General features: G+C 55.2%; 19 protein-coding genes. All 19 read left to right on the top strand.

Annotated elements, in window-relative coordinates:
* Positions 1–28 precede the first annotated feature (28 nt).
* The 19 genes from F0M18_RS08690 to F0M18_RS08600 all read left to right on the top strand — a co-directional run bounded on the left by F0M18_RS08690 (position 29) and on the right by F0M18_RS08600 (position 17,095).
* Entirely contained in the window at positions 29–430 is a 402-nt protein-coding gene (locus F0M18_RS08690; protein WP_149611006.1) for an MbcA/ParS/Xre antitoxin family protein, read from the top strand.
* The gene (locus tag F0M18_RS08685; RefSeq protein ID WP_149611005.1) at positions 427–1,122 is read left to right on the top strand and encodes an RES family NAD+ phosphorylase; all 696 of its coding nucleotides are present in this window, start codon (positions 427–429) and stop codon (positions 1,120–1,122) included. The genes F0M18_RS08690 and F0M18_RS08685 overlap by 4 nt, the downstream gene beginning before the upstream one ends.
* 15 nt (positions 1,123–1,137) lie before the next feature.
* Positions 1,138–1,725: a 3'-5' exonuclease gene (locus F0M18_RS08680; protein WP_149611004.1), complete on the top strand. Its 588-nt coding sequence runs from the start codon at positions 1,138–1,140 to the stop codon at positions 1,723–1,725.
* A gap of 99 nt (positions 1,726–1,824) precedes the next feature.
* Positions 1,825–2,064 (top strand): hypothetical protein, encoded by a 240-nt coding sequence (locus F0M18_RS08675; protein WP_149611003.1) that lies wholly within the window; start codon positions 1,825–1,827, stop codon positions 2,062–2,064.
* Positions 2,064–4,562, top strand: a complete 2,499-nt coding sequence (locus tag F0M18_RS08670) for an AAA family ATPase (protein ID WP_149611002.1) — start codon at positions 2,064–2,066, stop codon at positions 4,560–4,562. The genes F0M18_RS08675 and F0M18_RS08670 overlap by 1 nt, the downstream gene beginning before the upstream one ends.
* Positions 4,563–4,770: 208 nt before the next feature.
* Complete coding sequence (locus F0M18_RS08665) at positions 4,771–5,073, top strand: integrative conjugative element protein, RAQPRD family (RefSeq protein WP_149611001.1); 303 nt, start codon at positions 4,771–4,773, stop codon at positions 5,071–5,073.
* An 8-nt stretch (positions 5,074–5,081) separates the two neighbouring features.
* The gene (locus tag F0M18_RS08660) at positions 5,082–5,312 is read left to right on the top strand and encodes a TIGR03758 family integrating conjugative element protein (protein ID WP_149611000.1); all 231 of its coding nucleotides are present in this window, start codon (positions 5,082–5,084) and stop codon (positions 5,310–5,312) included.
* Between the two features lie 100 nt (positions 5,313–5,412).
* Positions 5,413–5,790 carry a TIGR03745 family integrating conjugative element membrane protein gene (locus tag F0M18_RS08655; protein ID WP_149610999.1) on the top strand — a complete coding sequence of 126 codons (378 nt, stop codon included), beginning with the start codon at positions 5,413–5,415 and terminating at the stop codon, positions 5,788–5,790.
* Positions 5,791–5,828: 38 nt separating this feature from the next.
* Positions 5,829–6,209 carry a TIGR03750 family conjugal transfer protein gene (locus F0M18_RS08650; protein ID WP_149610998.1) on the top strand — a complete coding sequence of 127 codons (381 nt, stop codon included), beginning with the start codon at positions 5,829–5,831 and terminating at the stop codon, positions 6,207–6,209.
* Positions 6,181–6,858 carry a PFL_4703 family integrating conjugative element protein gene (locus F0M18_RS08645; protein ID WP_149610997.1) on the top strand — a complete coding sequence of 226 codons (678 nt, stop codon included), beginning with the start codon at positions 6,181–6,183 and terminating at the stop codon, positions 6,856–6,858. The genes F0M18_RS08650 and F0M18_RS08645 overlap by 29 nt, the downstream gene beginning before the upstream one ends.
* Positions 6,855–7,664: a TIGR03749 family integrating conjugative element protein gene (locus F0M18_RS08640; protein WP_149610996.1), complete on the top strand. Its 810-nt coding sequence runs from the start codon at positions 6,855–6,857 to the stop codon at positions 7,662–7,664. The genes F0M18_RS08645 and F0M18_RS08640 overlap by 4 nt, the downstream gene beginning before the upstream one ends.
* A gap of 21 nt (positions 7,665–7,685) precedes the next feature.
* Complete coding sequence (locus F0M18_RS08635) at positions 7,686–9,122, top strand: TIGR03752 family integrating conjugative element protein (protein ID WP_149610995.1); 1,437 nt, start codon at positions 7,686–7,688, stop codon at positions 9,120–9,122.
* Positions 9,067–9,525: a TIGR03751 family conjugal transfer lipoprotein gene (locus F0M18_RS08630; protein ID WP_149610994.1), complete on the top strand. Its 459-nt coding sequence runs from the start codon at positions 9,067–9,069 to the stop codon at positions 9,523–9,525. The genes F0M18_RS08635 and F0M18_RS08630 overlap by 56 nt, the downstream gene beginning before the upstream one ends.
* 8 nt (positions 9,526–9,533) lie before the next feature.
* On the top strand, positions 9,534–12,254 hold the full coding sequence (locus tag F0M18_RS08625) for a conjugative transfer ATPase (protein WP_149610993.1): 2,721 nt from the start codon (positions 9,534–9,536) through the stop codon (positions 12,252–12,254).
* A gap of 118 nt (positions 12,255–12,372) precedes the next feature.
* Positions 12,373–12,810, top strand: coding sequence for a TIGR03757 family integrating conjugative element protein (locus F0M18_RS08620; RefSeq protein ID WP_262500884.1), 438 nt, complete (start codon positions 12,373–12,375; stop codon positions 12,808–12,810).
* Complete coding sequence (locus F0M18_RS08615; protein ID WP_149610992.1) at positions 12,807–13,829, top strand: TIGR03756 family integrating conjugative element protein; 1,023 nt, start codon at positions 12,807–12,809, stop codon at positions 13,827–13,829. Before F0M18_RS08620 ends, F0M18_RS08615 begins: the two co-directional genes overlap by 4 nt.
* The gene (locus F0M18_RS08610; protein ID WP_149610991.1) at positions 13,826–15,166 is read left to right on the top strand and encodes an integrating conjugative element protein; all 1,341 of its coding nucleotides are present in this window, start codon (positions 13,826–13,828) and stop codon (positions 15,164–15,166) included. The genes F0M18_RS08615 and F0M18_RS08610 overlap by 4 nt, the downstream gene beginning before the upstream one ends.
* On the top strand, positions 15,156–15,533 hold the full coding sequence (locus tag F0M18_RS08605) for a hypothetical protein (RefSeq protein ID WP_262500883.1): 378 nt from the start codon (positions 15,156–15,158) through the stop codon (positions 15,531–15,533). Before F0M18_RS08610 ends, F0M18_RS08605 begins: the two co-directional genes overlap by 11 nt.
* Complete coding sequence (locus tag F0M18_RS08600; protein ID WP_149610990.1) at positions 15,530–17,095, top strand: conjugal transfer protein TraG N-terminal domain-containing protein; 1,566 nt, start codon at positions 15,530–15,532, stop codon at positions 17,093–17,095. Before F0M18_RS08605 ends, F0M18_RS08600 begins: the two co-directional genes overlap by 4 nt.
* Positions 17,096–17,102 lie beyond the last annotated feature (7 nt).

Raw genomic sequence — 17,102 nt, 5'->3', positions numbered from 1 at the left:
CTGTAATGGTACAGTATTGGAGGTGGCCATGATCGCTCAAGCTGAACAACTGCTGCAACGTGGTTCCAGTGTCACCAGTTCACTGCTGCCGGCGATTTTCGCTATTTTCAGTCAGTGGGGCCTAACCGGTGCCCAGCAGATGACCCTGCTGGGGCTGACCAATGAGAAGACCCTCTATAACTGGAAGAGCCAGCCGGAAAAGGCCAAGTTAACGAGGGACTTGCTGGAACGGGCGAGCTACATCCTGGGGATCTACAAGTCTCTGGAGATCTTATTGCCGGACCAGGCGCTGGCCGACCAGTGGCTGGCTACCCCTAATGACAACCCCCTGTTCAATGGCACAGCGCCGCTGGATCGGTTGCTTGCCGGTCAGGTAGTGGATCTGGCCGTGGTCAGGAACTTCCTCGATGCAGAGCGGGGCGGCTGGTGATCGATATCGAGACGCTGCCCATTAGCGAGGTCAATGAGCCGGTCTATCGGGTCATTCTGTCACGCTATCCCCAGATCCACCTGTTCGAGCGCGTATCCCGTCCGCAGGATTGGGACGTGCTCTATGCGGTCGAATCTCTGACCAATCCCAGGTTGCGCGATGAGGTGGGTGATATTCGCCTGGTACCACCGGAAGATCGGGTGTATGGCGATGGTGCATCTTGGATCATGGCGGCCTTCACACACCCGCCGGTAGACGGTCGAGGCGGACGCTTCAATCGGGATTTTGGTATCTACTACTGCGCCGCCGATGAGGGGGTGGCCATCGCCGAATCGTCGTTCCATCGCGCGCGCTTCCTGCGCGAATCACGCATCGACAAGACCACCCAGGAGATGCGCGTTATTCGCGCACAGTTGGGGCCGGCCTCCCTACACGATTTACGGCAGCTGGTCGGTGATGCCATATACGACCCCGATGACTACGGTGAAGCGCAACAGCTTGGTTACGCCCTGCGGGATGCAAAAAGTTACGGTGTGCACTACCAGAGCGTGAGATCGGAAGGTGAGTGTTACGGTGTGATGCGTCCCAAGGTGCTCGGCGATGCAATTCACTGGCGCTACCTGCGTTACCACTACGACCAGGGATCCATCGTCGATGTTGAATCCCTGGACGGAAGTGGCAGGAGCCATTGACAGGAGATGGTGGCCATGCATGACGAACTGTTATGGATCTTTACTCAACTCCCCAACGATTACATCGTTCTTGATACCGAAACAACCGGGCTGCCAGATGAGGATGGCCTGCCTGATATTGTTACGTTGGGTATAACGGTAGTCAGGGGGCGGGATATAGCAGAATCCGTGGAGTTTGAAATACGACCGACGCGAGCAATTTCAGAAGAAGCGCAAGCCGTACACGACATTACAGACGCACAAGCTGCCGCATTCGAAACCTTTGAATCACAGTGGAGCCAGATTGGCGAATATTTAAGAGATCAACTTATCGTCATCCACAATGCCAGTTTTGACTGGCCCATCCTGCTGGATCACGTTGCCCGATACAATTTAACGATGCCGCAAATCGAAGGCGTATTTTGCAGCCAGAAAGCGGCTATTCCATGGGCTCAGGCTAATAATTTGCCATGTAGCCACAGGGGCCCGTCGCTGGATTTGCTAACAGAGGTACTTGGCGTTGAAGACCTTAGATCAAAGAGCGAAGGAACTCATGGAGCGGAGATAGATAGTCGGCAGACCACTCGGATTATTGAGATGATGAGACAATATTGTTTTATCTGAAACCACGAATGGTCAGGGTTTATAGATATATTTTCGTCGGGTCACCCAAAGCGGGAATTGAAAAGTTTAAAGGTTACATTTTATAGGTGAGGGATTTTCATGACAGAATTCTCGTTTGATCGCGCAAAAAGTTTTGAAGAAAATCGAACCGATTTTTTAGAAAGTACAAAAGATATTGATGCTGAAATGGCGAAGTTACTTATTGCTCACAGCGATAAATTGATATCCGTCGTTCGCGAGGGAGAAAGAGACACAAAGGCCCGAATAACTTTCAACGAAGCTATTGCAACAGCTTTGGATTACCTTCTTACACAAGAAGTTGATGAGGAATCTGAATAATGCCCCGCTTCTTCCTCAAACGATTAAAGGTCGAAGGTTTTCGGGGCGTTAACAACCAAGGCAACCCGTTAGACATCAACTTCAAGCCCGATGCTGTAAACTCCGTGTTTGCAGTTAACGGAATAGGAAAAAGCTCGATTTTTGAATCGCTGTACTATGCTATTCATGGGACGATTCCGAAACTTGACGACCTTAAGACACACGAACGTCCCCAGGAATACTACTGCAACCGTTTTCACTCCGACAACAACGCAATTATCGAGATCGAGCTTGAGCCAGATGATGGCGGAGTCGTCGTTTCCATATTGGTGAAGCGAGATGCTGCTGGAAACCGAACCGTTTCCAGCCCCAGCGGGCATACTGATCCCGAAAGTTTTCTCGATACGCTGAAAGAGAGCTTTGCACTTCTAGATTACCGCACGTTCTCACGCTTCATAGAAGAGTCGCCGTTGGAGCGAGGCCGGACATTCTCCGCCCTTCTCGGGCTTTCGGAGTACTCTGATTGCCGCCAAGCGCTGCAGGTTGTTTCCGATACTCGAACGACAAATACTGATCTGGATATGAAGGTATTGGCGACACAAATCGCCGGAACGCAGCGCACAATCCAGCAAACTTTGGCGGCACTCCGAATCAATTTCGAGAAAGTGGCGGGAAAGCCGCTCGAAGATGTGGGTAAACTCGATCAGTACGCCTCCGAGGTGTTACAGGCTCTCGGAAACATTGAGCTTCTCTCAGAGCACTTTGACGGCAAGGCGTTGGATGACATTGACTTTGATGCCATTAAGGATGCCATCAAAACTGCTGAAGGCGGAGAAAAGCGCAAAGAACTTGAGGCTGCCATTGCCGATATTTCCGCCCTGGAGGCTCTGGGAGCTAACGATTCAGTGGTAATTGGTGAAGAGCAGGAGAAGATTAAAGAGCTTATAGACGAGCGGGATGGATTGTTGGCAGCTACCCGTGGTGATCTATTTGAAAAGCTCTATTCGGCAGCACAGGATGTGGTCGAGAGTGATGAATGGTCGAATGATGCCCAGTGTCCGCTCTGTGAGAGTGGATTAGAAAGCTCTATAAGCGCCCACATAAAGCATCAACTCACCCAGTACGCCGACTCGGCGGCCAAGACGAAGGAGCTTGACGGACTATGGGAAGGTTCTGCATGGCGGCAACGCCTGTCCGACCACGAACTCGCAGAGGTGCTGGGTGTAAAAGTGGATGACAGAATCCTCGCGCGGCTTGATACCAGGATGAAATCGGGCGAGCTGAGCGAAGCCGAAGCCACTGCAGCGGTAACGCGCACAAACGAGCTTACGGGCCTCGTTTCCGACTTACTGGAGAATGCGCGGGAAAAGAAGGCAAATCTAGAAGCCGAGCTTCCAGCGTCTCTCGTTCAGCTTACTGAGCAAGTAGAATATGGACGTCAGTTCAAAGAAGCCTTGGCCAAGTACAAGCAAGGTCAATCGGAAGAAGCGGAACAACAGGCACGACTGGATATTCGCGAGCGATGGAAAACCTTTATCTCCAATACATCCTCGCGATTTGCAGCCGCAGAGGCGGCGCTCTCCAAGGGCAAGATCAATGACATCGATACCGAGTACAAATTCATGTACAAGGACATCATGCAGGTGGGCGATGTTGTGCCTGATTTGCAGCGCGCCGATGATAAAGAAGACCTGAATGTGGAACTCAGCGATTTTCATGGTCAGCATAATCTGTCTGCCCGCGCACTGCTGTCTGAAAGTTATCGAAACGCTCTAGCTATATCAGTCTTTCTAGCGGCTGCAATGAAGAATTCCGGTGCGCCGCGCTTTATTGTTCTTGATGATGTCACATCGAGCTTTGATGCCGGGCACCAGTTCTACTTGATGGAATTGATCAGGACTAAGCTACAGCATCCACAGAATGCAGATGGACTACAGTTCATCATACTTAGTCACGATGGATTGCTAGAAAAGTATTTTGACACCAAGGGCGGAACAGCAGATTGGCATCATAATAAACTGCAAGGGTGTCCTCCAATGGGAGATATTCTCCATCAGGCGCAGGGTGCGGATCGCCTTAAAACGCGTGTCACAACACTCCTTTCTGCCGGGCAGGTCAGCGAAGCTGAACCGATTGTTCGTCAGTATCTGGAGTACAAGCTTCAGCAAATTATCCGTAAAGTGAAAATTCCTGTTCCGCTCGATTTTGCGATTAAGGATACGAACAAAATGGTTAGCAATTGCCTCGATGCAATAAGAGAAGCGTTTGATCTGCATCAGAGGGCAGGTACACTTGTTCTCGAAGCGCAGCAGGTTCAGGATGTGCTGAATGCTCATGTGCCAGCAATCGTTAGCAATTGGGTAAGTCACTACGCGACCGGAGGTAGTAGTAGTTTCTCTGCGCCAGTTCTCAATGGAGTTATCAACTCAATCGAGGCCATGTCTGAGTGCTTTAGGTATGATGACACATCTTCATCACCAACAGTAAGGCGTTGGTATCGGTCACTTTCTGAGAAGTAAATACAACAATCATTCCGTGCCACAGGTATACCACGTTAAAAAAATGAGCGTTATCTTTGACGCTTTAATGGCATTCGATGTCCGCAGCTGAAAGCAGTCCGTGTCTGTAGGCTTTTAAACAACCCCACCCACCGAATTGATTTTTTATCGTCCCTTATAGCTAATTCCCGCACTATGCCTCGTAACAACACACGGGAGCAGCAGTGCCATGAAACGCCATCTCTGGCTACCTTCTTTTCTGATCATAGGATCGTTCGTCACGCCGGTGGCTTTCGCTGATGCGGATGCCGAGCGTGAGGCGCTGGCCAGAATCACCCATGAGCTGAATGCCCTTGAACCGTTAATCAAGCAGGCCGAGGTGAATGCTGATCAGGATTCCCGTGTTCGTTTTCGTTACGACTGGCTGCGTCAGGACCTGAAGCAAATCAGAGACGGCATCCAGTCACACATCGATGCTCCTCGCGCTCAACCGCGTGCATTCCCGCCACTGCGCGGCGATTACCGTCGATAGGTCCAGCGATGACGGGGGCACAACAAGCTGCGTTTCAAGCTGGCTCCGGTATTACACCGGCCACGATGCTGACGGCTATCGCATCGATGGTCCTGGTGTTGGCGTTTGTGTGGGTTATTTGGGTCGCCATGGGCACATTTCGGGCCTGGCAAGAAGGTCAGGCCACAGTCTTTGACCTGACCTGGAGCAGCCTCCGGGCATGCATTGTTTTGATGGTTCTGGGTTTCTATTTGCGGTGAGTCAATCGAAAAAGCCTGGTAAGGGCAAACGGCGATGCATCGCAGTGGGATGCGGGGATAGGCCCCATTCGTTTCAGCGTTACAGAAGAGGATATTTCTTATGGGTACATCAAAAACAGAATACGGTTTCAGCGGAAAAACGGTTGTCTTTCGCAAGCCACTATTGGCAGCAGTCGCGGCGTTCTTACCACTGCCGCTTTGGGCGGCGTTGCCTACGCCGGTCGCGCCGAGTACCGCTCCAGCGGCGGGTGACTGGATTGGCCTGATCCAGGGCTATATCAAAGACGGCGGTCTTGTGCTGGGACTGGCCATTGCGGTTCTGGGCTTTCTCTGGATCGCGTATCTGGGCTTCGCGAAATTCAACGAGGCACGACAGGGCAAGGCCGAATGGGCAGAAGTGGGTGTATTGGGCATTGTCGGGGCGATCGTCCTGATCTTCGCCAGCTATCTGCTGACCGAGGCGGCCGGTGTCATCTAACACACGGCCTTTATAGCAGCATCCAGTGAGAGACACGAATGTCCAACGACCATGAAATCCTGGCGGACCGGCTCAATGCCGAGCCCGCCATCTTTAAGGGCTGCTCATCCTCACAGCTCGGCATGATTGTGGGATTGGCCATTGTGATCTGGCTACCCCTCAGCCTGTTGCTGGCCTGGTTGCTCGGCGCCATCACCATGGGCTTTGGTATTGCCGGTGTCGGCGTGGTCGCAACCGTCGTGGTGATGGCCACGGTGTTTCAGCGTATCAAGCGTGGGCGCCCTGAAGGGTATTACCAGCAATGGTTGCGTATCCGACTGCAGTCGATTGGGCTTTATCGTGCGCCGTGGGTGTTACGTACTGGCGCCTGGGACATCGGGAGGACGCAACATGCGCCGCTATCGTCTCGAAATCGATAACGTGCGGTCCCATTTGCGCTCTTTATGGATCGTCATCGGTCTACAAGGGCTAATCATCCTCGCGCTCTGGATAGGCTGGAGCCAGGCGCCCAAGCAATTGCGGGTCTACGTGCCGCCGGATCTGCGCTCCGGTGCAGTCCTGGCGGCCGAGGAGGTGCCTCCAGCCAATGTCTATGCCTTCGCGTTCTATATTTTCCAGCAACTCAATCGCTGGCCCGATAACGGCGCAACGGATTACGGTAGCGCGATTTTCCGAATCTCACCCTACCTGACACCGCGGTATCGCAATGACCTGATCGCTGATATGGAGCTCAAAGCCCGCCGCGGCGAACTGACATATCGGGTCCGCGGTGTTCACGAAGTGCCAGGGCATGGGTATGAGGAACGCCGCGTCGACGTGTTGTCGCCTGATGCCTGGATTGTCTGGCTGGATCTGGACCTGATGGAGTCAGTGAAAGGGATGACTGTCAAGCAAACCACCATTCGTTACCCGATTCGCGTGGTGCGCCAGGCAATCGATCCGGAAACCAATCCCTGGGGTCTGGCACTCGATGGGTACGCCAGTGACGGCCCGCGTCGATTGACTGGCACCGAACTGGCCGAACCCATTGCAACTGATGCCAATGCCAATAAGGAATCCTCCCAATGAATGCCCGTAATATGTGTGATCCACTGAAATGGATCGTCCTTTTCGGCTTATGGATTCCCCTCCAGACCTTTGCGCAAACCGATGACGCTGCAACGACTCTCCCTGAACGCGTAGTCTGGAGCAAAACGCCTATCGCGATTACGTTGGTCGTCGGCGAAGAGCGCCTGGTGCATTTTCCAGGCTCGGTAAGCGTAGGCCTGCCGCAGTCACTGACACCATTGCTGCGCAGTCAGAGTATCAACGGAACCGTATACCTGCTGGCCACACATCCGTTCGACACCACCCGCGTTATTGTGCGATCGGAAACCGAGGGACCGATGTATGTCCTTGATATTTCGGCGGAACCTCTCGAATCCGGTAGCTATTCGTTACCTGATGTACAGGTTCTGCTGGAGAGGTCGCAAGGCAACGGTACTGCAGCGTCAAACGATGACAATCGATCACATCCATGGGGCTACATCGCACTCACGCGCTACGCAGCTCAACAACTCTATGCGCCAACTCGACTTGTCCCTCGTAAATCGGGCGTGGTCGCCATGCCAGTCAGTCCCGAACCGGTCGACCTGGTGCATGGTGCCAAGGTTGAAGCCGTACCTGTCGCAGCCTGGAAAGCGGGCTTGCGCTACATCACCGCCGTAAAACTCATCAATCGTACCAAAAGACCGGTCGTATTGGATCCACGCCAACTGCGAGGTGCCTGGCTGGCTGCCACGTTTCAACACAATCGCCTGTTATCTGCCGGTAGTGAAGCCGATACCACCGCGGTCTATCTGATCTCGGATCGACCTTTCGATGTGGCGCTTTGAGAGAGGAGAGAAATCTACCCCATGTCGATGGTCACCAGTAATCGTTTATTACCCCTCCTCGCCGGGTCCGTGGTACTGATGGCGGCGCTCGTTGGGGTGAAATCTTGCTCGCCGGATCAAGAGCAGACGCGGCTCTTGGAGGCCGTGCCGCAGGCGCCGAAACCGGATGCTGATACGCCGGCGGACACTATCAAGACGCTGACTGCCAATGTCAGCGCCATGACCTCGGAGCTCAATGCCCTGCGTCGCGACAACACGGCACTTAAACAGGAAAACGGAGAGCTGATCGAAGACAGAAAGCAGATCGAAAACAATGTGCTGTCCCGGTTACGGCAATCACTAAAAGCCAAACGGCCGGACGCTGAATCACCGGCAACGACATCTGCTATTGCCGCCTTGACCGCCAGGGTGGACTCCCTGGCCAACCGATACGGCAAGTCGGCTCAACCTTCGCCCGCTGTGGGTTCCGATATTCCCATCGGACTTGGGCTGGATAGTCTAAAAACGCCCACTGCAGAACCGGAATCGCTGGTTTGGGTCAACCCTCTGGAACTATCACCATCGCCCGGCGATGACAATGAGACATTGCTCAATCGTTTCAGTCGCACAGGCCGCAATGCGCTTGGCAGTGCGCGTTCGCCCGTGGAATCGCTGGTCGCCGAGGGCTCTGCTGCCCTGAATACCGAAATACCCGTTTACACAGTGCCTCGCAATGCCACCTTGATTGGCTCCACCGGAATGACAGCGTTGGTGGGCAGGGTGCCTATACAGGGGCAGGTGCGTGACCCTATGCCGTTCAAGGTGATTACCGGTAAGGAAAACCTGGCGGCCAATGGCCTGCGCATCCCTGGCATAGAGGGCATGATCTGGAGCGGCACAGCCATCGGCGACTGGACGCTTTCCTGCGTGACGGGGAAATTGGAGTCGGTGACCTTTGTATTCGAGGACGGCACCATCCAGACCCTATCCAGTGACGACAACCAGTTGGGTGGTTCCAGTGGAAACAACGCGAGAGGGACAAAGGATAGACCGCTGGGCTGGATTTCCGATGCGCGGGGTATTCCCTGTATCACAGGTGAGCGCAAGACCAACGCGCCCGCATTCCTCACCCAGCGCATTGGCGTGATGGCGCTCGAAGCGGCGGGAGAAGCCGCGGCGGCGGCCGAAACCACCACCTTAATCAGCGATTCAGGTAGTGCCACGAGCGTGGTCTCCGGCGAGACCGGAAAGTACGTGTTAGGCAAAACACTGAGCGGGGGCAGCGACGAAGTTGCCCAGTGGTTGCGTGAGCGTCAGGCGCAAAGTTTCGACGCGGTCTTTGTGCCCGCCGGTGTCGAGCTGGCGATCCATGTCGATCATGAACTCCCCATCGATTTTCACTCCAACGGCAGGAAACTGCATCATGAAGCAAAGCTATTTCAAGAAGCCACTATTACCGCTGGTTCTGGTCTGGACTAGTCTGTTGGCGGTCGGCTGTGCCAGCACCAAGGAGACGGTGCTGCCTCAGGAGGGCCCCACCATGAAGTCGATCTACGACCAGCACATGGTGGATGTCCAAAAACTTAACCATCGACGCACGATCGGCGGTCAGCCGTTACCCCGATCCGGTATCGAGCATTACCAGGGCTTTGTGCGGGAAGCCGCCAATGAAATCGATACGGTGTTTCCCCGCCTGCCCAATCCCACCCTGGTGATGTACATCTTTCCCCACCTGTCAGGCAGTGAGCGCACCCCGGTACCGGGTTATGTGACCACCTTCCCCTTCTATGAAAAGGTGGAGTACGCATTACCTGGGGAAGTGCAGGGGGAAGTGTCCGGTGAGTCACCTTCGCCAGTCAGTCCTTCACCGTCAAACAAGTAAGGGTGCACATGCCAGACAACCAATCGGATATCTCGAATGCATCGCCCCTAACCAGCGCGATCATCAACCAGCACTATACCCGTCCGCCGTCCTTTACCGATCTGCTGCCCTGGATGGAATACCTTCCGGAGAGCAAAGCCTTTCTTTTGGAGGACGGCATCAGTCTGGGCGCGCTGTTTGAAGTAACCCCGGTCGGTTGCGAAGCGCGTACTCCTGCGTTTATGACACAACTGCGCGATGCGATACAAACCGCGATCAACGAGGCTATTCCCGAACGCGACGATGGGCCTTGGGTGTTACAAATCTATGTGCAGGATGAACCGCGGCTCACCCAGTTTGATGGATTACTGGCCAGTTATCCGTCGCCGGCAGTACGTACATCGGACTATTCACAGCATTACCAGTCGGTAATGTCGAAGCATTTACAGGCGATTTGCCGGTCGGGCGGGTTGTTCGACGATACCACGGTCACCGGTTCCCGTTGGCAGGGTCAGCAGCGTCGAATCCGCGTCGTGCTCTACCGTCGTTTGAAGCACAACGGCAAAACCCCGGCAGCCATCGAGGTGGAGGAGGCGCTCAATGATGTCGCCACCAAATGGATCGCCGCACTGGCCTCTGCGGGGATTCATGCCCAGCGAGCTGATGGTGAGGCGTTCTATGAATGGTTGCTGAGCTGGTTCAATCCAAACCCGCCGTTCGCCGGTAGTGATACGGAAACCTTGTCTCAGGTTGCCCCATACCCGGGGGATGAACACCTACCCTTCGGTTACGATTTTGCTGAACAATTGACCCTGTCGATGCCGCGCGCCGACGAGGCAACGGCAAGCTGGGTGTTCGATAATATGCCGCATACCGTCGTGACTATCCAAAGCTTACGGCGAGCACCGGAGATTGGACACTTTACCGCAGAGCACCAGGCGGGTGACCAGGTGTTCTCCCTTTTCGATCGTCTGCCCGAGCACACAGTCATGACAATGACGATTACGATCAAACCCCAGGACACGACCCGCACTCACATTGCCCAGATCAAGCGTGCCTCCGTGGGAGATTCGGCGGAAGCCTCACTTACTCGGGAAGACGCCGAACAAGTGGAGCGGGAGATGGCTCAAGGCAACAAACTTTATCCCGTCAACCTGGCCTTCTATGTGCGCGGTGATAATCATAAAGCACTTCGCGACAACCTGAATCGGCTCAATGCATTGCTTCTGCCCAACGGCTTACAGCCCATTACCCAGGAAGCGGATTTACTGGCGCTTGATAGTTATATCCGCAATTTGCCCATGGCTTACGATGTGGAACTGGATAAATCGCGGCGGCGATCGCGTCTGATTTTCTCCCGTCATGTTGCCAATCTGGTGCCGTTCTATGGAAGATCCCGAGGAACTGGCCATCCGGGCCTGGTGTTCTATAACCGGGGTGCGGAGCCTCTGGTATTTGACCCCCTACATCGGGATGACCGTAAAAAGAACGCCCACATGTTGATCTTGGGGCCGACGGGGGCGGGGAAGTCGGCATTGCTGGTGTATCTGTTGCAACAGATGATGGCACGCCATCGGCCACGCATCTTTATCATCGAGGCGGGAGGCTCATTTTCCCTTCTGGGGCAACATTTCGCGCAACACGGCCTGTCGGTCAATCAGATCACCCTGAATCCCAATGTCGATGTCAGCCTGCCGCCTTTTGCCGATGCGCTGCGCTTGCTCGATCGGCGTCATACGTTTAATCCACTCGATGTTGATGAGCCCACGCTGGAGGAAGTAATGGACCAGGATGACGAGATCGAAGAAGAAGAGGGAGGGCGCGATATCCTCGGTGAAATGGAAATCGGTGCACGCATTATGATTACGGGCGGTGATGAGCGGGAAGATGCAAGATTGACTCGAGCCGACAGGCTATTGATCCGCAATGCCATCTTTCTGGCTGCGAGAACAGTACAAGAGACCAACCGAACCCAGGTGGTGACTCAGGACGTGGTCAATGCCTTTCAGGCCATCGCCTCCAACATGGAATTGCCCGAACAACGGCGTAATCGTGCCCTGGAGATGGGCGATGGCATGGCGCTTTTCTGTTCTGGCCTGGCGGGTCACTTCTTCAACCGTCCAGGTCAGCCTTGGCCGGAAGCCGATGTCACCGTCCTCGAAATGGGCATGCTGGCCAGAGAGGGCTATGAAGACCAGCTTACCGTCGCTTACCTGTCCATGATGAGTCACATTAATGACCTGGTGGAGCGGCGCCAGCATGATGAGAGGCCCACTCTAGTGGTCACTGATGAGGGCCATATCATCACCACCAATCCCTTGCTGGCCCGCTATGTGGTCAAGATCACCAAAATGTGGCGCAAACTCGGTGCCTGGTTTTGGATCGCCACTCAGAATTTGGAAGACTTTCCCGACGCAAGCCGCAAGATGCTCAATATGATGGAGTGGTGGCTGTGCCTGGTGATACCCAAGGAGGAGGTGGAACAGATAGCCCGGTTCAAGGATCTGAACGACGAACAGCGTAGCCTACTGCTCTCTGCCCGCAAGGAGCCTGGTAAATACGTTGAGGGCGTTGTCCTGGCCGATAAAGTCGAAGCCCTGTTCCGCAATGTCCCGCCTGCCTTGTCACTCGCTCTGGCCATGACCGAAAAACATGAAAAGGCCGCGCGAGCAGCCACCATGCGGGAAGAGAATTGCACCGAGCTGGAAGCGGTTTATGAGATTGCCCGCCGTATTGAGCAGTCCCGTTAACGTAGTGGGGTTGGCTTGAAACGTCGACCCACCGTGTCTGGATAAACCGTATCTCAGGCATTGCCAATCCTTCAGCATAAGTACCCTCTCAAAGATATTCGGACCTGGATGGCCACCTGTGACGATTGCAAGAGCGCATCTCATTCTTTCGATTTTCCTAACAGGTATGCTCTGTGAGTACACCCATGCCGAGGAACAACAAGATTTCATCGAGGTATTTACCGATTCGAGAACCCAGATCGTGAATGACGATGAAGGTATGACCGTGTACTTGATAGACAGGATATATCGATTTGAGAGAGAACTGTCCAGAGACTTACCGGTCGATCCCAAAGCCGCAAAACTGGCTGTCCTGCATCGCTTTCAGCGAATGGACGCCCAACTCAGCGGCGAACTGGAAAATGCGGCTAAAGGCTTGGTCCAGTCGAGGCAGTACGGCATTGGTCGCTATCCAGCTATTGTCTTCGATGGTGAAGCCGTGGTTTATGGCCTTACTGATGTCAGCACCGCCATCCGGCTATATCGGAAGTGGCAGACAGAAGGTACACGACAATGAAGACCGCCCTGCATCGTGGCTGGCTGATTCTGCTGCTTTGGATGCCACTGGGCGCCCACACGGGCACCATTACTACCCCGGAAATTATCGCGCAGACCACCAGCGCAGCACTTAGCTGCATGCGCTGGATGCCAGTGGGGATGTGCTTTTGGCTGCGTTGTTCCATTTATGAATGTAGTGTCGAGACATCCGTAAAAGTGGGTCATTACCAGCCTGATGCAGTGGTAAGTAGCTACAACGAACTCGGTGGCAACCCCTGGATTGAGATTCGCAGTACGTTGGGCGTGGCACAACAATCAGCCGCGAATGGGTTGCTCGGCAGTTTATTGGCCGTCCCGATCGACAGTGCAGGTAACCGAACGGAAGGAGGGCAGGGCAATAAGGATCACCGCAATCTTGTTTTTCGGGAAACGGATGTCATCGGCCACCCGGTCAGCTCCCTGACGAGCGTCGTCGCCAGTACCGGCTACCTCTGTAACTCACAAACCACGTCCTTCTTTCCCTACTTCCTGTCAGCACTGGATGCACTCTCCTGGCGGATGGAAATCCCGGAGATGTTCTACCCGGCGAGCCTGATACCCGGCATGCGGGAGATCGGCACCTGGCCTCTGCAGACCTGGGGAGGGGTCTATCCCCGCACCGGCTGGACTACTCAGGCGGAGGAGCCCAAGGCAGCGGCAATCAATGCGCAGCGTGCCGGCGACATCGTTACCCGCATGGGGCAACCCCACATCTACGTGCCCATAACCGGTGGCTCCAGTTCCAGGCAACGCGTTTGGTCACCGGGAGCTCTGGTTGAAGACAAGCCCGATACGGGCGAATGGCAGATGCTGCTGCCGAAACCGGAATCCACCTGCAAGGTCTTTGGCACCAATGATCTGGCCAGTATCACTGGCTGGGGCGGTGGTCGTGTCGATGCGCAAGGGGATTATGCCTGGAATCTGTGGCGCCCCTATAGCTGCTGTCAGGATCGCGGCATATTTCTTTTCAACATCGACTGGATCAACTACCCGCCATGATCAAGCGATACCCACTATATACACTGCTGTTGTCTTCGGCACTTTGTGTCAGTCTCAGCGCAAGAGCTGCCCAGGCGCCAACCGAAGATAGCTTCTGGTACTACGAAATCGGCGGTGCAGAACCCGTATCCGTCCCCGCCAATCCGTCGGTAGTCTCCGTCACCCTGGGTGGCTCTGCCCAATTGGGGCTTGGCTACAGCTGTGGAAAGTTTGATCCGGTGGCTGCAGTGACCAATACGCTGAATGATATAGGGGCCGGGGTCGATAACATGATGAATGCGATGACCGCAGCGGCCACCAGTGCTATTGCGGCCTTGCCGGCATTGATCCTGCAGCGGGCCAATCCCGGGCTCTACGATCTCTTCCAGAATGCCCTCATCAAGGCTGAAGAAACCATGCAACTGGCCACCAAATCCTGTGAACAGATGGAGGCCGAGATCGCCCAGGGCAAAAATCCCTATGCCGATCTGATTACCTTATCCAAGGGCAATGACTGGAAAGTGCAGATGGGCATTGGCGGCAATGATGCCGTTACCGCCAAAGATACGGTGGAGTCCTCCAATGGCGACAATGGCGTACCCTGGATTGGTGGGCAAGCAGGGGGCAGCGGGCAACCGGTGCTGGAATTCACCGGTGATATTGTCGAGGCGGGTTACAACATCAATATGAACAGAGCCGTCACAGATACCACGCCAGTGCCGGCGGCCTCGGCCACGCGCCTGTCTGAAATCTGGCCATCACCCGCCGATGCCCGCGACTGGACCGTCGATGTGGTGGGCGAGAACATCGTCACTACCTGCGACACCTGCCGCAAGGACAGCATACCCGGCACGGGGCTGCTACCCAAGCTCTACCAGGAGTCCGCCACCGTCACCACCGAAATCCAGAACTTGGTCAGCGGCGCCACACCACCCACGCTGCCTAACCTCGAACAGATCACCGCGCCGGGGGTGGCCATCTCCCGCCAGGTGATCGAAGCGATCCGTGAAATGCCGGCCTCGGAGCAAAGCCTGATCATGGGCCGCCTGGTCTCTGAAATCAGCACCGCGCGCACGGTCGAGAAAGCACTCATCGCACGGCGGCTGTTGCTGTCAGGCAGGCAGGTTCCTGAGGTCTACGCCACTGAGGTGGCTCGCGAGCACGCGGACAACTCCATCGCCGAACTCGACAAGGAAATCGAAAACCTGCTGTTTGAAACCCGTGTGCGCAAGGAAGTGGTCTCCGACACCGTCGCCACGTTACTCGAGCGAGCGGCAACCAGAAGGCAGAGCTCTCTCACCGTTCCGGAAGTGCCAACCCTCGATCCGAAACCGTTGCGAGACGGCCGTGTTCAATAACATCCGGGCAAAGCGCAAAGTTCTCTTGATCGCTACGTTGGTGGCCGGGTTACTAACAGTGCTGGTGGGCTATTTGTTGATGCATCGGTTACAGACAGAGTCTGTGCTGTCCATCCAGCAGAGTATCGACACCTGGCGCATAGCACTGACGGTATGCCGTTGGACAGTGATCGCTCTGGTGGCGTTCGGTTGGAAGGTCGGAGTTGAACACTTTGCCAGAACCGGAAAGATCAATTTCGACCAAGCAGAGCAGTTACACCGGTGTCGCTGGCGCGCCGTCACCTGGCTGGTTATCTTCGAATTGGTGCTGGGTCAGGGCTTGGTAATGAAGTTTCTCGGTGTAACCGCAGGGCCGATCGTCAGATGAGTGTCGACAGTTACCTTGAGCTCTTTACCTCGCTTTTCGGCTGGGCCTTCTACGGCATTCTGTGGGATGTACTGGTCAGTACCGGCATTGTCTTTCTCCCGTTTCTGGGCATTCTGATCGATAACTGGCGTGAACCGGCGCAGGGTGGTGAGGTTGGCCATGCCAGCGGGCTCTCTCTACGGCGTATGGAGATCGAACTGTTCATCGCACTATTGGTCGTCGTGCTTGCCGGGCAACCCGCTGCGCTCACGCCGCTCAATGCGGCAACCCTGTCGTATTCGCCACCACCGACCTTGCTGGATCCAGCCCCAGCCGCCGCAACTGTAGCTGCGCCACAGAGTACCTATGGCACTTCCGGGTTTACCGGCTCTGCCGCGACCGTCAATGTCCCGGTTTGGTGGTATGGCGTCATCGCCCTCAGTTCAGGTTTGAACCACGCCATCGTCGAAGGCCTGCCGACGGTGGCGGATATGCGAACTTATGAGCAGCAAGCCCATCTGGCCACCATTGCCGACCCGCGCCTGCGAAAAGAGGTCAGCGAGTTCTTCAGCCAGTGTTTTATCCCCGCGCGCTCTAAATACCAGGCAGAGCGACCGGATACCCCGGCGGTTGGTGGCATCCTCGCTACCTACGGCGCCGATGACCCGGGTTGGATGGGCTCACATGTCTACCGGGATACCGCGGGCTATTACGACACTTTGCGACCGGTCAATCAGATCACGGGCTGGGCCTACAATGCGGCCAGGGATACGGAGTACGACCCCACCGCGCCACCGGCCTGGGGCAAACCCTACTGCAAACAGTGGTGGGAGGACGGGACTATTGGCTTGCGCGAAAAACTGATCAATGAGGCGGATGCCACCTCAGGCGGATTCTCCGGGCTGGTGGTAGCCATCGCGCCTGCACTGGCCGGTGAGCAGCAAAACGATGCCGTCGCCAAAACGGTTCTCACCAATGCACCGCCCTCCTGGTCGAGCAATGAATTGATCGCCAACAACGCATCTGGGGCGGGGTTGGCCAACACCGCTGGATCAATCGTTAAAAGTGGCCTGGCGGCCGGTGGTGTCATCACTGCATCCGCCCTATTTTCGGTGACGATGACCGCCGTGCTTCAGTCATTGCCCATGATCCAGGCCATTATGTTGCTGGGTATCTATGCTCTGTTGCCGTTGGTGGTCGTCTTATCCCGCTACTCCATTGCCATGATGGTGGTCGCTGGCATGGCGATCTTCACCATAAAATTCTGGACGGTGCTCTGGTACCTGGCCATGTGGGTGGATCAGAACCTGATTCTTGCGATGTACCCCGACGTCAACGTCTTCCTGCAGATTTTCGCCAATCCTGGTGAGCACGACGCCAAGCGAATGCTGCTGAATATGATCACCACCAGTCTTTATCTGGGATTGCCGTTACTTTGGAGTGGGATGATGGCGTGGGCGGGGGTAAATGTAGGGCGCTCGATCAATTCGGTGAAAGGTGAGTTCGCAATGCGCGCTCAAGATGCTGGAAGGCAGGGTGGAAGTATCGGCAAAGCGGTTGTGTCGAAGGGAGCGAAGCGGTAAATCGCTG

It is taken from the genome of Pseudohalioglobus sediminis, from assembly GCF_008370495.1.
GTDB lineage: Bacteria > Pseudomonadota > Gammaproteobacteria > Pseudomonadales > Halieaceae > Halioglobus.
Note: the sequence above shows the minus strand (reverse complement) of the source record. Positions and strands in the feature narration are given on the sequence as shown.

Coding starts and splice junctions, on each gene's coding strand:
- F0M18_RS08680 (WP_149611004.1), top strand. CDS start 1,138: ATGCATGACGAACTGTTATGGATCTTTACTCAACTCCCCAACGATTAC.
- F0M18_RS08625 (WP_149610993.1), top strand. CDS start 9,534: ATGCCAGACAACCAATCGGATATCTCGAATGCATCGCCCCTAACCAGC.
- F0M18_RS08675 (WP_149611003.1), top strand. CDS start 1,825: ATGACAGAATTCTCGTTTGATCGCGCAAAAAGTTTTGAAGAAAATCGA.
- F0M18_RS08630 (WP_149610994.1), top strand. CDS start 9,067: ATGAAGCAAAGCTATTTCAAGAAGCCACTATTACCGCTGGTTCTGGTC.
- F0M18_RS08660 (WP_149611000.1), top strand. CDS start 5,082: ATGACGGGGGCACAACAAGCTGCGTTTCAAGCTGGCTCCGGTATTACA.
- F0M18_RS08670 (WP_149611002.1), top strand. CDS start 2,064: ATGCCCCGCTTCTTCCTCAAACGATTAAAGGTCGAAGGTTTTCGGGGC.
- F0M18_RS08645 (WP_149610997.1), top strand. CDS start 6,181: ATGCGCCGCTATCGTCTCGAAATCGATAACGTGCGGTCCCATTTGCGC.
- F0M18_RS08655 (WP_149610999.1), top strand. CDS start 5,413: ATGGGTACATCAAAAACAGAATACGGTTTCAGCGGAAAAACGGTTGTC.
- F0M18_RS08690 (WP_149611006.1), top strand. CDS start 29: ATGATCGCTCAAGCTGAACAACTGCTGCAACGTGGTTCCAGTGTCACC.
- F0M18_RS08665 (WP_149611001.1), top strand. CDS start 4,771: ATGAAACGCCATCTCTGGCTACCTTCTTTTCTGATCATAGGATCGTTC.
- F0M18_RS08640 (WP_149610996.1), top strand. CDS start 6,855: ATGAATGCCCGTAATATGTGTGATCCACTGAAATGGATCGTCCTTTTC.
- F0M18_RS08600 (WP_149610990.1), top strand. CDS start 15,530: ATGAGTGTCGACAGTTACCTTGAGCTCTTTACCTCGCTTTTCGGCTGG.
- F0M18_RS08650 (WP_149610998.1), top strand. CDS start 5,829: ATGTCCAACGACCATGAAATCCTGGCGGACCGGCTCAATGCCGAGCCC.
- F0M18_RS08635 (WP_149610995.1), top strand. CDS start 7,686: ATGTCGATGGTCACCAGTAATCGTTTATTACCCCTCCTCGCCGGGTCC.
- F0M18_RS08610 (WP_149610991.1), top strand. CDS start 13,826: ATGATCAAGCGATACCCACTATATACACTGCTGTTGTCTTCGGCACTT.
- F0M18_RS08615 (WP_149610992.1), top strand. CDS start 12,807: ATGAAGACCGCCCTGCATCGTGGCTGGCTGATTCTGCTGCTTTGGATG.